Below are 14735 nucleotides of genomic sequence, written 5' to 3'. Positions count from 1 at the left end.
GCATCGGGGCGATTTTTCAATGCGCAGCAATGTTCTTCGTCACAATCTCCTGACCGCCCTGCTGCTCGGTCCGGCGACCGCATGGCTGTTGGTGTTTTTAGTTTTGCCGTTCGTGGCGATCGCCGTTTTCAGCGTCGGCGAGCGGGCGCCGGAAGGCGGCTATCAGGCCGCTTTCACCTTGGCGCAGTATGCCAATCTTCCGGCGCGGGCGACCGCCTTCTGGAACACCATGGTGCTGGCGCCGGCCGGTGCACTGGCCTGTCTTCTCGTTGCCTATCCGGTCGCCTATTACCTCGCCTTGCGCGCGCCGGAGCGGTGGCGGCTGATCCTGCTTGCGCTTGTCGTCATCCCGTTCTGGACCAGCCTGCTGATGCGGACTTATGCCTGGATGTATGTGCTTGGCGGGCGCGGCGTCCCAGCTCTGCTGGCCTATGTCGGGATGGAGGATGTGCGGCTGATCAATACGCCGGGAGCGGTTCTGCTCGGCATCGTCTATGGTTATCTGCCGCTGATGATCCTGCCGATCTATGTCAGCCTCGAGCGGCTCGATCGCCGGCTGCTGGAGGCCTCCGCCGATCTCGGCGCGACGCCGATCTCAACATTCCTCGGCGTGACGCTGCGGCTGTCGCTGCCAGGTGTGATGACCGGCTTCTCGCTGGTCATGATCCTGTTGCTCGGCGAATATCTGATCCCAACGCTACTCGGCGGCGGCAAGGTCTTCTTCATCGGCAACGCGCTGGTCGATCTGTTCCTGCAATCGCGCAACTGGCCGTTCGGATCGGCAATCGCCATAACCCTTGTAGCGGTTTCCGTGGTCGTGCTGCTTGCCGCGAACCGCATTTCGACACGGCTTTCGGGTGCCCGCCGGGTGGACCTGATCTGATGCGTGCCTTCGTCGTTGCGGTCTTTGCCTTTCTCTACCTGCCGATCGCGCTGGTGGTGCTGTTCTCGTTCAACGCCGGCCACCACGCCAGCGAGTTCACTGGCTTCTCGGTGCAATGGTACGGCAAGGCACTGGCGAACCCGTTCCTGGTCGAAGCGCTGAAGAACAGCCTGTTAATCGCCACGACCAGCGCCTTGCTCGCGGCACTCTGCGGCACCGCGGCGGCGCTTGGCCTGGCGCGTGTCGGCGCGCGGACGCGAGCCGTCTTCGATGCGCTTTTGGGTGCTGCGATCGTCGTTCCTGGCGTCGTCATCGGCATCTCGACGCTGGTCGCGCTGGTCCAGCTATTCGGGGTGGTCAACCCGTTTGTCGCTTCGCTGTGGCCGAACGATCAGCCACCGCGCCTGGCGCTCGGCTATGGCTCGATCATCGCCGCGCACGGGCTGTTTTCGATGGCGCTGGTGGCGATGATCGTCGGCACGCGCCTCGGCAGCCTCGACCGCAATCTGGTCGAGGCTTCGAGCGATCTTTACGCCACCCCGCTGACGACGTTCCGCAGCATCGTGTTGCCGCAGATCATGCCGGCGGTGGTCGCCGGCTTCCTGCTCGCCTTCACATTCTCCTTCGACGATTTCATCGTCGCTTTTTTCGTCGCCGGCGCGCAGACGACATTGCCAATCTATGTCTTTGCCTCGATCCGGCGCGGGGTCACGCCGGAGATCAATGCCATCGCGACGATCGTGCTCGTCGCCTCCGTTCTGCTCGTGGTGCTCGCCCAATGGCAATTGCGCCAGCGAAAACCATCCCACTGAAAGACAAAAACATGATTCTGAAAGATCGCATCGCCGTGGTGACGGGCGCCGGGTCGGGGATCGGGCGTGCCGGCGCCATGATAATGGCCAGGGAAGGCGCGCTCGTGGTGATCGCCGACAGGGACCAGGCGGCGGGGGAAGCAACCGCTTCCGACATTCGTGCGTCCGGCGGTCGGGCCGAAGCCGTCGCCACCGATGTCGGCGACGATGCGGCGGTCGAGCAACTCGTCGCAGGAACGCTGGGCCGGCATCGGCGGATCGACATCCTGCACAATCATGCCGGGATCCAGGTCGGCGGCACGCTGACCGAAGTCGGCGCCGACGGCATGGATGCCTCCTGGCGGATCAATGTGCGGGCGCAGTTCCTCGCGGCCAGGCTGGTCATGCCGTCGATGATCGCGCAAGGCGGCGGGGTGATCCTGAATACCGCCTCGAATTCGGGTGTGTTCTACGACCGCGAAATGATCGCCTACGCGACCTCAAAACATGCCGTGGTGGCGATGACCCGGCAGATGTCGCTCGACTATGCCCGGCACAATGTCCGCGTCAACGCGTTGTGCCCCGGCTGGGTCGACACGCCCTTCAACGAACCGTTTATCGCGCAGATGGGCGGGCGGGCGGCGATCGAAAACTATGTCCGCACCAAGATCCCCATGCAGCGCTGGGCCAGCGCCCAGGAAATCGCCGAAGCGATCCTGTTTCTCGTTTCCGACCGCTCGTCCTTCATGACCGGGCAGGCGTTGGTGATCGACGGCGGTGAAAGCATCGGCTGATCCGCAGCTCCCGGCGGGCGGGAGCTGAAATTCCCTTTGGCCTAACGGCCGGCGGCAAGATGTGCTTTCGTCTCAAGGAGAATGCGGCCAACATGGCTGGGCCGGGAGCAGAAATCGTCAGCGCAAAGGGAAGCTGCATAATGGCCGAGGCCTATATCTGCGACTATATCCGCACGCCGATCGGCCGCTTCGGCGGTTCGTTGTCGGCGGTGCGTGCCGACGATCTCGGCGCAATCCCGCTGAGGGCGCTGGTCGAGCGCAATCCCGGCATCGACTGGGCTGCCATCGACGACGTCGTCTATGGCTGCGCCAATCAGGCCGGTGAGGACAATCGCAATGTGGCGCGCATGGTACTGCTGCTGGCCGGCCTGCCGAAGGAGATTTCCGGCTCGACCGTCAATCGCCTCTGCGGTTCGGGCATGGATGCCGTCATCATCGCAGCGCGCGCGATCAAGGCCGGCGAGGCGGAGCTGATGATATCCGGCGGCGTCGAATCGATGTCGCGCGCACCGTTCGTGCTGCCGAAGGCCGAGACCGCGTTTTCGCGCAATGCCGAAGTTCACGATACCACGATCGGCTGGCGCTTCGTCAATCCACTGATGAAGAAGCAATACGGCGTCGATTCGATGCCGGAGACGGGCGAGAACGTGGCGGAAGAGTTCGCCGTCTCTCGCGCCGACCAGGATGCGTTTGCCGTGCGCAGCCAGGACAAGGCGGTCGCCGCACAAGCCAATGGCCGGCTGGCAAAGGAAATCACGCCGGTGACGATCGCGCAGCGCAAGGGTGACCCGATCGTCGTCTCGAAGGACGAACATCCGCGCTCGGGTACCACGATCGAGGCGCTGGCCAAATTGCCGACGCCGTTCCGGCAAGGCGGCACGGTTACGGCCGGCAACGCGTCGGGCGTTAACGATGGTGCCGCGGCGCTGATCGTCGCCTCGGAAACCGCCGTGAAAAGATACGGGTTGACGCCGATCGCCCGCATCCTCGGCGGTGCCACCGCCGGCGTGGCGCCGCGCATCATGGGCATTGGTCCGGTGCCGGCCACGCAGAAGCTATGCGCCCGGCTCGGCCTGGAGCCGCAACAATTCGATGTCATCGAGCTCAACGAGGCCTTCGCCTCGCAAGGCATCGCCGTGCTGCGCCAACTCGGCATTGCCGAGGATGCGGAGCACGTCAACCCGAATGGCGGCGCCATCGCGCTCGGCCATCCGCTCGGCATGTCCGGGGCGCGCATCACCGGCACGGCGGCATTGGAACTGCGCGAACGCGGCGGCCGCTACGGCCTCGCGACCATGTGCATCGGTGTCGGCCAGGGCATAGCGGTGGCGCTGGAGAGATTGTGAGCGAGCAACTCCGGCCGTTCTGAAGGTGCGGCTGCGCGAATTCCCACGTCGTTCCGCCCTTCAAATTTGACCATGTGGACAAAAGCCGGGCACCGTTCCATAGTTCCTTCGCTGATATTCCAGAGAAGAGAGCCGGCTCGACACGGCGCCAATCAGAGGGGCATGCAATGGACAACGGGAAGAGCAGAATCCAATCGAAACGCGAAGGGCTTTCGCGACGCAACGTGCTGGAGCTGGGCGCGCTCGGCCTTGCGGCGGCGATGCTGCCGGGCAGCGCCTTTGCTAAGACCAAGAAGCTGAAAGTGGCGGCGATCTTCGCCACGCCGATCGAGGAGCCGTGGGACAACCAGATCCACGTCGCCCTGCAGAAGGCCGAGAAGGAACTCGGCATCGAGTACAAATGGTCGGAGAAGGTGCAGACCGCCGATTTCAGCCGTGTCATGCGCGAATATGCGCAAGGCGGCTATGAGCTGGTGCTGGGCGATGCCTTCGCCGCCGAGCGCGAATCCCGCAGGACCGCCAAGCAGTTCCCGAAGACCGCCTTCCTGTTCGGCTCCGGCGCCGGGCCGGCCGAGCCGAACTTCGGCGTTTTCGACAACTGGATTCACGAGCCGGCCTATCTGTCCGGCATGATCGCCGGAAAGATGTCGAAATCGGGCACGATCGGCGCGGTCGCGGCTATGGGCATTCCGGAAGTGAACCGGCTGGTCAACGCCTTCTTTGCCGGCGCCAGGGAGGTCAATCCCAACATCAAGAAGAAGGTCGCCTTCATCGGCTCGTTCTTCGATCCGCCAAAGGCAAAGGAAGCGGCTGTTGCCCAGATCGACGCTGGCGTCGACGTCATCTATGCCGAGCGCTTCGGCGTCATCGAAGCGGCGGCGGAGAAGAAGATCCTCGCCATCTCCAACATGTCGGACCAGTCGAGCCTCGGCCCCGACACGGTGATCACCGGGCCGGTCTGGGACATGTATCCGACCGTCGAGCAGGCGATCAAGCTGGTCAAGGCCGGGGTCTTCACCGCGCAGGATTACGGCGATTTCTCGCGCATGGCCAAGGGCGGCTCCTACCTCGCGCCGTACCATAAATTCGACAAGACGCTGCCGGCCGAGGTCAAGGAATTGGTCGAGAGGAAGAAGGCCGAGATCCTCGACGGCAATTTCCGAGTCGACGTGGACGAGAATACGCCGGTCTCGGACTGAGTGCGCCCGCCCCTCCCCTTTGAGGGGAGGGTGGCCCGCAGGGCCGGGTGGGGTCCTCCGCGACGCGCTCCGTCTCTTAAGTCAAAAGTCGAGGCGGTTGAGGCGACCCCTCCCGCCTCGCTTCGCTCGGTACCTCCCCGCAAGGGGGAAGGGTATCCGCGCCATCTCTCACCAGGAGTGCCCTTGCCCGCCCCTCTCATCGAAATGCGCGGCATCACCAAGAGCTTCGGCGCCGTCAAGGCGAACGAGGCCGTCGATCTCAGCGTCGCGCCGGGTGAAATCCTCGGGTTGCTCGGCGAAAACGGCGCCGGCAAGACGACGCTGATGAACGTGCTGTTCGGCGCCTATGCGCCCGACGCCGGCGAGATCCTGGTGCAGGACCGGCCAGTGGCGATCAACAGCTCGGCCGATGCGCTGGCCGCCGGCATCGGCATGGTGCACCAGCATTTTCATCTCGCACCGCGACTTTCGGTGCTGGAGAACCTCTTGATCGGCATTCCCGGCAGATCGGGCCGGATCGACCGCGCCGGGGGGCTGGCGCGGCTCGCCGAGATCGGCCGCCAGCATGGGCTGGCGCTCGACCCGGACCTTCCCGTTTCGGCGCTGTCGGTCGGCGAGCAACAGCGGCTCGAAATCGTCAAGGCATTGTTTCGCGGCGCAAGGCTGCTGATCCTCGACGAGCCGACGGCGGTGCTGGCGCCAACCGAGGTCGACGGACTGTTTTCGGCGCTGCGCTCGATGGCGGCACAGGGGCTCGGCATCATCTTCATCTCGCACAAGCTCAACGAGGTGCGGGCGCTGACGCATCGCTGCGTCGTGCTCAGGCACGGGCGCGTTGCCGGCCGCGTCGATACGCCGGCCAGCACGATATCTTCGGAGATGGCGCGGCTGATGTGCGGCCACGAGATCGTGCCTCCGGCCAGGGGACCGTCGACACCGGGTCCGGCGGTGCTGACCCTCGATGGTATCTCGACATCGCATCATTCCGGCATGGCGCTGCGCGATGTGTCGCTGTCGGTACGCGGCGGCGAGATCCTCGGCATTGCCGGCGTCTCCGGCAACGGCCAGCGGGCGCTTGCCGAGGTCATCTCCGGCGTGCGAGCGCCCGATGCCGGCCGCATGACGATAGCCGGCAAAGCCGTTTCGCGGTTCTCGCCGAGCGCAGTGCAGGCGCTCGGCCTTGGCCGCATCCCGGAAGACCGTATGACGACCGGGCTGGTCACCAATCTGCCGCTTGCCGATTCGATGGTGCTGCCGCGCATCGGCACGGTGGCGTTCAGCCGCAACGGCCTGCTCAGACAGGATGCGATCCGCACCTTCGCCGAGGCGCAGATCAAGGCCTACGATATACGTTGCCCCGGGCCGATGACGCGCGCCGGGGCGCTGTCCGGCGGCAATCTGCAGAAGGCGCTTTTGGCGCGCGAACTCGCCTTCGACCCAAAGGTGCTGATCGTTTCGCAGCCGACACGCGGCCTCGATATTGGTGCCGCGCGCTTCATCCACGAAAAATTCCTCGACATGCGCGCCAAGGGCTGCGGCATTATCGTTATCGGCGAGGACCTGGAAGAGTTGCTGATGCTCTGCGACCGCATTGCCGTGATGTATGAGGGCCGCATCGTCGGCACGCTGAACAGCGCCGATGCCAGCGTCGCCAGACTCGGGTTGATGATGACCGGGGCAGAGGCCTGATGGTCCGTCTCGAGGCCCGCACCTCAACGCCCGCCTGGTTCAATCTGGCGCTGCCGCTGCTCGCCATCGGCGCGACGCTGATCCTGTGCAGCGGCCTCATTGCATTGGCCGGCGCCGGCGTCGTCGAGGCATATGGCGTGATGTTTTCGGCGTCGTTGGGCGACAGCTACGCCATCACCGAAACGCTGGTGCGTGCCGCGCCGATGATCTTCACCGGTCTTGCCGTGGCGGTCGCTTTCCGCGCCAAATTCTGGAACATCGGCGCCGAAGGGCAATTGCTGGCCGGTGCGGTGGCGAGCTGTGCCGTCGGCGCCATCCCGATGCCGGGGCCGCTCGCCATGTTGCTGATGGCGCTGGCGGGCGCCGCCGCCGGCGCGGCCGTCGCCCTGATCCCTGCCACACTGCGGGTAAAATTCAGGGTCGATGACGTGGTCAGCTCGCTGCTGCTCAATTCGGTCATTTTCTACGCGCTGATGGCGCTGATCGAGGGCCCATGGAAGGATAGTTTCAGCGGCTACCCGATCTCGCCGCCGATCGAGGATTCAGCGAATTTCCCAGTGCTGCTCGAAGGCACGCGACTGCATCTCGGCGTCGTCGCGGCGCTGGTCGCCGCACCGGTCATCTGGTTCGTGGTCGCGCGCACGACGCTTGGTTTCCGCATCAGGGTCACCGGCGAGAACCCGGAAGCCGCGCGCTATGGCGGCATCAATGTCGAGCGGGTGCTGATTTCGACGGCGCTGCTATCAGGCGCGCTGGCCGGCCTTGCCGGCGTCGGCGAGGTCGGCGGCGTGCATTTCCAGGTGATGAGCGACATCTCGCCGGGCTATGGCTATTCCGGCATCGTCGTCGCCATGCTGGCGAGGCTCAATCCGCTCGGCGTCGTGCCGGCGGCGATCTTCCTTGCTGCCGTCATGACCGGCGCCGAGGCGATGTCGCGGGCGACCGGCGTTCCGGCCTTCCTCAGCGATGTCATCCAGGGAACGGCGCTGCTCGCCATGCTGGTGGCGCTGCTGTTCACCGCCTATCGCATCCGTCGCGTGGGAATAGCCAAATGAGCGTGGTGCTGGAGCAGATATTCCAGGTCGGCTTCCTGGCCGCCATCATCCGCATCGCCACGCCGCTTGCCTTCGCGACGCTGGGCGAGATGTTTTCCGAGCGCGCCGGCGTGCTCAATCTCGGCATCGAAGGCATCATGCTGTTGTCGGCAATGACCGGCTTCACCGCGGCGAGCCTCAGCGGCAGCCTTTGGCTTGGCGTGCTCGCCGCCGTGCTGACCGGCGCGCTGATGGGCGCCGTGCATGCGCTGTTCACGGTGGCGCTCGGCCTCAGCCAGCATGTCTGCGGCATCGGCGTGACGCTGTTCAGTTCAGGCCTTGCCTATTTCCTCTACAGGCTGATCTTCGGCCAGCAATCGGTACCGCCGAACATCAAGGGGTTCGAGACGCTGCCGATCCCGATATTATCCGGTATTCCGGTGCTTGGGCCGGCGGTGTTCAACCAGTTTTCGCTGGTCTACATGGCAATGCTGTCTATTCCCCTGGCCGCCTTCGTGCTCTACCGCACGCCATGGGGCCTGTCGGTCCGCATGGTCGGTGAAAACCCGCGCGCCGCCGATTCGGCAGGCGTCAGCGTCATCGCGACGCGCTCCCAGGCGGTGATCCTCGGCGGCGCCTTGATGGGGCTGGCCGGTGCCTTCCTGTCGATGGCGCAGTTCAACGCCTTCACCTTCGGCGTGGTTTCGGGGCGTGGCTGGGTGGCGATCGCACTCGTCGTCTTCGGCCGCTGGGATCCATGGCGCTCGGCAGGCGCCGCACTGTTGTTCGCCTTCGTCGACGCGCTGCAATTGCGCATGCAGGCAAGTGGGCTCGGCCACATTCCTTATGAGGCGTTCCTGATGCTGCCCTTCATCTTCACCATCGTCGCCATGGCGGTGATGTCGCGCAATGCGGTGGCTCCTTCGGCACTGCTCAAGCCGTTCCGGCGCGAAGAGCGGTAGCGGCGCGCCGTCCTTCACATCGCGGTAAAGCCGTTATCCACGAACAGATGGGCGCCGTTGACGAAGCTGGCCTCGTCGCTGGCCAGGAACAGGGCTGCCCTCGCCACCTCTTCCGGCTCGCCGATCCGCCCCTGCTGCGCCGCCATTGCCGCGTCTGAGACATCGACGCCGAGTTTGTCGAGATCGGCGACCTCGCGCAGGCCATGCGGCGTCCTGATGAAGCCGGGGCAGACCGCATTGCAGCGGACGTTGCGGTCGCGGAATTCGACGGCAATGGCACGCGCGAACATGTGGCAGGCACCCTTGGTGGTGTCGTAAAGCACCTCCATCGGCGTCGCCGCCACCGCCGAGATCGACGAGGTGCAGACGATGGAACCGCCGCCGGCGGCGATCATGCCGGGCAGCACGGCGCGCGTCATCAGGAACATCGAACGCACATTGACGGCATGCAGCCAGTCCCATTCCTGCAGCGTGGTCTCCAGGAAGGGTTTGATGACGATGGTGCCGGCATGGTTGAACAGAACCGTGACCGGGCCGAATTTTTCCATCACGCCCTTCACCGCCGCTTCGACCTGCCGCTCGTCCGATACGTCGGCGACCCAGTGCTCGGCGACCTGGCCGCGTTGCCGATTGCCGCTGCGGTGGCAGCCGCCGCTTCGCCGTTGCGGTCGATGATCGCCACCTTGGCGCCCTCCGCCGCGAAAAGCTCCGAGGCCGCACCGCCCATTCCCGTCGCGCCGCCCGAAATGATGGCGACCTTGCCGGCCAGTCTTGTACCCATGTTTTGCTCCCTGCTGCCTTGCCGTGACGTCGCGGCTTTCCGCTCAAGCAGCGATGCTATCCCTCATCCATTGGATGGCCAAGGAGCCACAGACACATGGACCGGACGTTTTCTGCCGTCACCCCGGCACGCCTCAAAAAGGCAGCGCTAAGCAGTAAAAGCACTAATTTGTCTAGCAGTTGGAGAAAATTGTTCTAAAGATCGCGCGAAAATAGCACTCGACAAAGTCTACTGATTTTATAGATTAAGCGCCGAGACGGAGGTCGATATGTCCTATAGCCAGAACGCTCAGACTGCCCGCAAAGGCCAAAGGCTGAGTTCCGACCAGGTATGGCGGCCGGCCTACGCCGGCGCTTTCGCTTATCTCGTCTTTGCCCTTGCGTTCGTATTCACCGGGGCAGTGGTACTGGGGCTGATCCCCTGATTTGTAAAGGCTCTGATCGTCGAGGCTTCCTCGGGATAGCGGCCTGCCGTTTGCAGAAATTCCGGAGTTGAATGAACCGAATGCCGGTGCGCTTTCGCGCGCCCTGATTCAACGTGATGGAGGAGATGGCAATGCCGATCGAGTTCACGCATGTTCCCGGTAAGATCCACGCTGCCGACGCCAGCTTTTTCTACGACTTTGTCGAGACCGCGACGAAGCTGTCACTGATCGAGGATGCCGGATTCCAGAAGATCGTCATCGACGACCAGGCCGGGCTGCTGACCAATATGGACCTTGCCGCCCAGACGCTGGACCGGACCTCCTCCCTCGAGGTCGTGCTCACGCATTGGGCGGGCGTGATCGAACCAACCGTGGCGGCGCGGCAGCTCGCTGCCCTCGACGCGAGAAGCCGTGGCCGGCTGTCGCTCAGGATGCTCAGCGAGCCGCTGAGCGACGACGATGCCGAGGCACGTCCGGCCGGCCATACGGTGGTCTGGCAACGCATCGACGAATATCTGGTGCTACTGAAGCGGTTGTGGTCGAACGACAGGCCGTTCGACCATGAAGGCGCCTTTTACAGCGTCAACGGCGGCTATGTGCCGCGCAAGGGGCCGCATGGTGCCGACGTGACCATCCGCATGGGCGGACAGTCGGGCACGGCGCTCAGGGTCGCGGGCAGGCATGCGGATGTGTTCGAGCTGGCGCCCGGCTCGCTTGCAGAAATCCGACAGTCAATGGAGCGCGTACGCGGCGCTGCCGCCGAACACGGTCGGGCCGGCAAGCTGCGTTTCGCGCTTCCCGTCCGAATCCGTTCGGAAGATAAGCCGGCCGCTTCCTGCCAGAAGGCGCTCGAACTTGCCGGGCCGCCGGCGCAGGTCGCGCTGTCGCTGCTTTCCTACGCCGCTTTGGGGATCAAGGAGTTCATGATCGTCGGCGTCGACAGGCCGCGCGAGATTGCGACTGCCGGCCGCGAGGCGATCGCACTGCTGCGCAACTCGCTGGCGCGGCGCGAGGCCGATATCCCTCAGCCGGGGGCGTTTGCGTCCCGTGCGACACAGGGCGCGAGAGCCGGCTGCTGAAGAGCCCCCGTCGTCCCGCGCCTTGCTGACGGGTCTACCACCATTCCGGGAAAGCCGCGTGAGCGGCCCTGGCCAGCGTCGGGATTTCCTGATCGGGAACGGAGCTGTAGGGCCAGAGCAGTCGCGGGCCGAGTGGCGCCCAGCCGCCGGCCGCCGCCATCGCCTTGTCGAGCGCTGCATCGCTGACATTGTAACGGGTGCGAAACGGTAGGACATGTGCGGCGAGGAAGGCCTGTATGCGGGCCTCGACCTCGGCAGCGGCGGCCATGTCGGTGCGGATCATCTGCCACCACTGTACCGCACCCTTCGGGTTGAGGCAGGCAACGTTGGAATAGCTGCCATGGGCTCCCCCAGCATAGCCTGTCGCCAGCGTGTGGCCGGGGACGAAGACGGAGAATCCGTCCAGTTTGTGGCGCATATCGGCATACCAGTCGGCGTCACCGCCCGGCAGTTTGGCGCCGACCAGCGACGGCACCGCCGCGCGCAGCCGGGCGATGCCTTCGAGTGTCAGGCGACGCTTGGCGTGCGGCGGGTTGTAGAGCACCAGCGGCGTTTCGGGCGCGGCCTCGCAGAGGCGGCCGACAAAACGCATGACCTCGTCGTCGCTGGGCGGCCACCAGTCGGGCAGTGTGAATTGCACCGCCGCCGGGCCAAACGCCGAGACCCGCGTCAGCCGCTCCAGTGCGACGCGCGGATTGGACTGGCTGATGCCGATCTGGAAAGGAAGGCGCGCGCCGCCGGCTGTTGCGGCGACCAGCCCACAAAGCCGGTCGAATTCGGGCTCGGTCTGGCAATGGAATTCGCAGGCCGTGCCATTGGAATAGACGCCGTCGACGCCTGACGCGCAAAGCCGCGCGATCGTCTCTTCCGTCGCCTGCCAGTCGATCGCTCCGCGATCGTCGATGGCCAGCATCACCGCGCCCCAGACGCCGCGCGGTGCGTGTGCGGGCAAGCGGGCCAGATGGTCGTCGAGGTCAGCGTGCACCGGCGATCTCGTGTTCGTGGCGGGTTTCGTTCGACGCGAAGGCAGCCTCGATAATGCCGATGATCTTGCGTGCATAGAGACCGTCGACCGGCACCGGCGTGTCGTCGGCAATGGCATCGCGCATCGCGCTCCATTCGCGCACCAGCGCGTTGTGCATCCAGTTCGGTTCGAATGAACCGGGCAACTCGGTCCAGACCGTATCGCGTCCAAGCATCGTGCCGCGATCCATGTCGATGCGCAGCGTTCCCTGCTCGCAGACCAGATCCATGGCGTAGGTGGTAGCGCCGGTGCGATAGCCGATGCTCTGCACCTGGCCGATGCCGCCGCCGGCGAAGCGCAGCCCAAGCAAGGCGCTGTCGTCTGCTTCCTGGTCATGGAACTTGGCGCCGAGCATGCCGCTCACCGACACGACATCGTCATCCATCAGCCAGACCAGGCGGTCGAGCGCGTGGATGCCGGCCGTCAACAGCATGCCGCCGCCGGTCGACTTGCGCAGATGCCAGTCGCGGCGATTGTGCTCCATCCATAGCTTGATGATCCAGCTCGATCCGATGAGCGGCCGGCCGAGCTCTCCTTGCTCCAGCTTCTGCCTGGCTGCCATGCAGGGCAGGGCGAAATGCATGAGATGGGCGACCATCAGCTTGACGCCGCTATCGGTTACGGCGGCGTTGATCGCGTCGCAGGCAGCCGCCGTCGGCGCCATCGGCTTTTCGAGCAGGATGTGCTTGCCGGCGTTTGCTGCGCCGATGGCCATTTCGGCATGGAGATGGTGCGGGGTGGCAATGAGGACCGCGTCGACCTCCTTGTCGTCCAGCAGCTTGCGCCAATCAGTGTAGCCGCAGCCGCCATATTCGGCGGTGAAGCGCTGCAGCGCATCGGCATTTCCACGAGAGGCGGCGACGAGACGAATGCCTCCCACCTCACGGATTGCCCGCGCATGGGCTGCGCCGAAATCGCCGGCGCCGATAATTCCTATCCCAATCATGATCCTGCCTTTTCATAAGCGGCGTCGATCAGAGACATCGCCGCAACATAATCCTCGATGGACACCGGCGGAGGCGCCTTTCTGGCCAGCCGGTCAAGCGTATCGCGCATGAACAGACGATAGCGCGTTGCCGGCAGTTCGACCGGCAAATCGGCAACGGCCGCATCGTCGAGCGTTGCGCAGGTGGCATGGTCGCCATGATCGATGAGGGTGGCATTGGCACTGACGATACGCCACTCGAAGTCACCGCCGGGGCGCATCGAGGCAAAGGTGTAACCGGCCTCGACGATGAACACCGCGCCGGCCTCGTCTTCCAGCACCAGCAGCGCATGGTCCTCGACCGGGCCGGGATGAATGCGGTTCGCGATCGAAACGCTTTTCAGGCCGAGCTTGCCGGTTGCGAGGCTGAGTGCCGCGTCGACGCCGTGTATGCCGAGATTCCTCAACGCACCCCCGCCGCCAACCGCCGGATCGACGACCCAGGCGACACCGTCGGCGATGTAGCGTTGCGGCGGGCCGTTGACCAGCCGGAACTGGCAATGCGCCACCGGCCCGGCGCGACCTTGCCGGCGCAGCCGTTCAAAGCCGGCAACGGCCGGCCCGAAACGGTTGGGCAGGGGAACAGCGACAAAGGCCTGGTGCTGCCTGGCAAGCTCGCGCAGCGCCATCAGTTCCCTCGTATGGCTGGCCGCCGGCTTCTCCAGGATCAACGGTATCCCTGCCGCGATGATCGCGCGTGCCCGCGCCGGCACCCTCGAAGGGTGCCCCATCAACAGGATCGCATCCGGCGGGCTGGAGAGTATCTCCGTGAAATCTTTGATAAACGGCAGATCGTGGTGCGCGGCGAACCCATGCGCTTGGCCAGGATCCTCGTCCCAGATGCCGGCGATCTCCGCACCGTAAAAGCGTGCGGCGTCGAGGTGCATTTCGGCGTGCCAGTGGCTCGAGCCGGCGAGGGTAATCTTCATTCGAAGGCAGCAGGTTTGTTATGGGCTTGCAGGATATCCTACAAGTAGCTATACGACAAGCGGGCAGGCTAATCCGGCGGATGATGAAAGCAGTGGGATGGCGGAACTGAAGTCGATCGAACCGTTGAGCAGACCGCCGCTTCTTCACGTCACCGTGCAGGAAAGCCTCAGGGCCTATATCGAAAGCAACCAGCTCAAGGCAGGCGATCCCTTGCCGCCGGAAACGTTCCTGGCGCAGCGGCTCGGCGTCGGCCGCAACTCCGTGCGGGAAGCCATCAAGGCGCTGGAATCGATCGGCATCCTGGAGACGCGGCGCGGCATCGGCGTCTTCGTCAAGGAGTTCTCGTTCAAGCCGCTGCTGGATAACCTGGCATACGGCTTGCAGGATTCGCTGCGCGATGTCGAAGAGCTGCGCGAAATCCGCCGCGTGCTGGAAACCGGCCTCATCGCCAAGACGATCGAGATGATCAGTGCCGAGGATATCGAGGCGCTGCGCCAGTTGACCGAGCGCATGCGGCAACGTGCCGAGCGCCATGAGAGCTTCGCCGAAGAGGACCAGCAATTCCACCAGCTGCTGTTCCGCTGCCAGAACAATCACATGCTGAGCGCACTGATCGACATCTTCTGGACGGCGTTCGACAAGGCCTCGAATTTCACCAATCTCGATAATCCGACGCCGCTGGCGACATGGCGCGACCATCACGAGATCGTCGAGGCTGTCGCCGCCAAGGATGTCGACCAGGCGCGTCGGCGGCTCGACGACCATTACCGGGGGATCCAGCAGGTTATCGCCAAAAACCGAGCAAGCTGAAGAA

The 14735-nt window shown here is 64.6% G+C and carries 14 protein-coding genes and 1 pseudogene; 11 read left to right on the top strand and 4 right to left on the bottom strand.

Annotation, left to right across the window (positions count from 1 at the left end; all coding sequences use genetic code 11):
• Positions 1-19: 19 nt before the first annotated feature.
• The 8 genes from NKH71_RS08420 (at position 20) to NKH71_RS08385 (ending at position 8698) form a co-directional block, all read left to right on the top strand.
• Positions 20-883, top strand: coding sequence for an ABC transporter permease (locus NKH71_RS08420; RefSeq protein WP_352481004.1), 864 nt, complete (start codon positions 20-22; stop codon positions 881-883).
• Entirely contained in the window at positions 883-1695 is an 813-nt protein-coding gene (locus NKH71_RS08415) for an ABC transporter permease (RefSeq protein ID WP_023721354.1), read from the top strand. Before NKH71_RS08420 ends, NKH71_RS08415 begins: the two co-directional genes overlap by 1 nt.
• Positions 1696-1706: 11 nt before the next feature.
• Positions 1707-2468, top strand: a complete 762-nt coding sequence (locus tag NKH71_RS08410; RefSeq protein ID WP_023721353.1) for an SDR family NAD(P)-dependent oxidoreductase — start codon at positions 1707-1709, stop codon at positions 2466-2468.
• Between the two features lie 140 nt (positions 2469-2608).
• A complete protein-coding gene (pcaF, locus tag NKH71_RS08405) occupies positions 2609-3814 on the top strand; it encodes a 3-oxoadipyl-CoA thiolase (protein ID WP_352494090.1) in 1206 nt (401 codons plus the stop codon).
• A gap of 167 nt (positions 3815-3981) precedes the next feature.
• Positions 3982-5013: a BMP family protein gene (locus tag NKH71_RS08400; RefSeq protein WP_023721351.1), complete on the top strand. Its 1032-nt coding sequence runs from the start codon at positions 3982-3984 to the stop codon at positions 5011-5013.
• Positions 5014-5196: 183 nt separating this feature from the next.
• Complete coding sequence (locus NKH71_RS08395; protein ID WP_502895833.1) at positions 5197-6702, top strand: ABC transporter ATP-binding protein; 1506 nt, start codon at positions 5197-5199, stop codon at positions 6700-6702.
• Positions 6702-7757 (top strand): ABC transporter permease, encoded by a 1056-nt coding sequence (locus NKH71_RS08390; RefSeq protein WP_352788038.1) that lies wholly within the window; start codon positions 6702-6704, stop codon positions 7755-7757. Before NKH71_RS08395 ends, NKH71_RS08390 begins: the two co-directional genes overlap by 1 nt.
• Positions 7754-8698, top strand: a complete 945-nt coding sequence (locus tag NKH71_RS08385; RefSeq protein WP_352480999.1) for an ABC transporter permease — start codon at positions 7754-7756, stop codon at positions 8696-8698. Before NKH71_RS08390 ends, NKH71_RS08385 begins: the two co-directional genes overlap by 4 nt.
• A 14-nt stretch (positions 8699-8712) precedes the next feature.
• Here the strand turns inward: NKH71_RS08385 and NKH71_RS08380 are convergent.
• Positions 8713-9479: pseudogene (locus NKH71_RS08380) on the bottom strand (SDR family NAD(P)-dependent oxidoreductase).
• 268 nt (positions 9480-9747) lie between these two features.
• Here NKH71_RS08380 and NKH71_RS08375 point away from each other — a divergent pair.
• Complete coding sequence (locus NKH71_RS08375; RefSeq protein ID WP_292657228.1) at positions 9748-9903, top strand: hypothetical protein; 156 nt, start codon at positions 9748-9750, stop codon at positions 9901-9903.
• Between the two features lie 131 nt (positions 9904-10034).
• Entirely contained in the window at positions 10035-10982 is a 948-nt protein-coding gene (locus NKH71_RS08370) for an LLM class flavin-dependent oxidoreductase (protein WP_352480997.1), read from the top strand.
• 34 nt (positions 10983-11016) lie between these two features.
• Here the strand turns inward: NKH71_RS08370 and NKH71_RS08365 are convergent, their stop codons facing one another.
• The 3 genes from NKH71_RS08365 to NKH71_RS08355 are packed head-to-tail and all read right to left on the bottom strand — an operon-like array spanning position 11017 to position 13920.
• Entirely contained in the window at positions 11017-11967 is a 951-nt protein-coding gene (locus NKH71_RS08365) for a dihydrodipicolinate synthase family protein (RefSeq protein WP_280940428.1), read from the bottom strand.
• Complete coding sequence (locus NKH71_RS08360; RefSeq protein ID WP_023721344.1) at positions 11957-12952, bottom strand: Gfo/Idh/MocA family protein; 996 nt, start codon at positions 12950-12952, stop codon at positions 11957-11959. The genes NKH71_RS08365 and NKH71_RS08360 overlap by 11 nt, the downstream gene beginning before the upstream one ends.
• The gene (locus NKH71_RS08355) at positions 12949-13920 is read right to left on the bottom strand and encodes a Gfo/Idh/MocA family protein (RefSeq protein WP_352480996.1); all 972 of its coding nucleotides are present in this window, start codon (positions 13918-13920) and stop codon (positions 12949-12951) included. Before NKH71_RS08355 ends, NKH71_RS08360 begins: the two co-directional genes overlap by 4 nt.
• Positions 13921-14017: 97 nt before the next feature.
• Here NKH71_RS08355 and NKH71_RS08350 point away from each other — a divergent pair, with 97 nt between their 5' ends.
• The gene (locus NKH71_RS08350) at positions 14018-14731 is read left to right on the top strand and encodes a FadR/GntR family transcriptional regulator (protein WP_031194640.1); all 714 of its coding nucleotides are present in this window, start codon (positions 14018-14020) and stop codon (positions 14729-14731) included.
• Positions 14732-14735 lie beyond the last annotated feature (4 nt).

This window comes from Mesorhizobium sp. M0983 (genome assembly GCF_040318975.1).
Taxonomy (GTDB): domain Bacteria; phylum Pseudomonadota; class Alphaproteobacteria; order Rhizobiales; family Rhizobiaceae; genus Mesorhizobium.
This window is presented reverse-complemented; position numbering and strand designations above follow the sequence as displayed.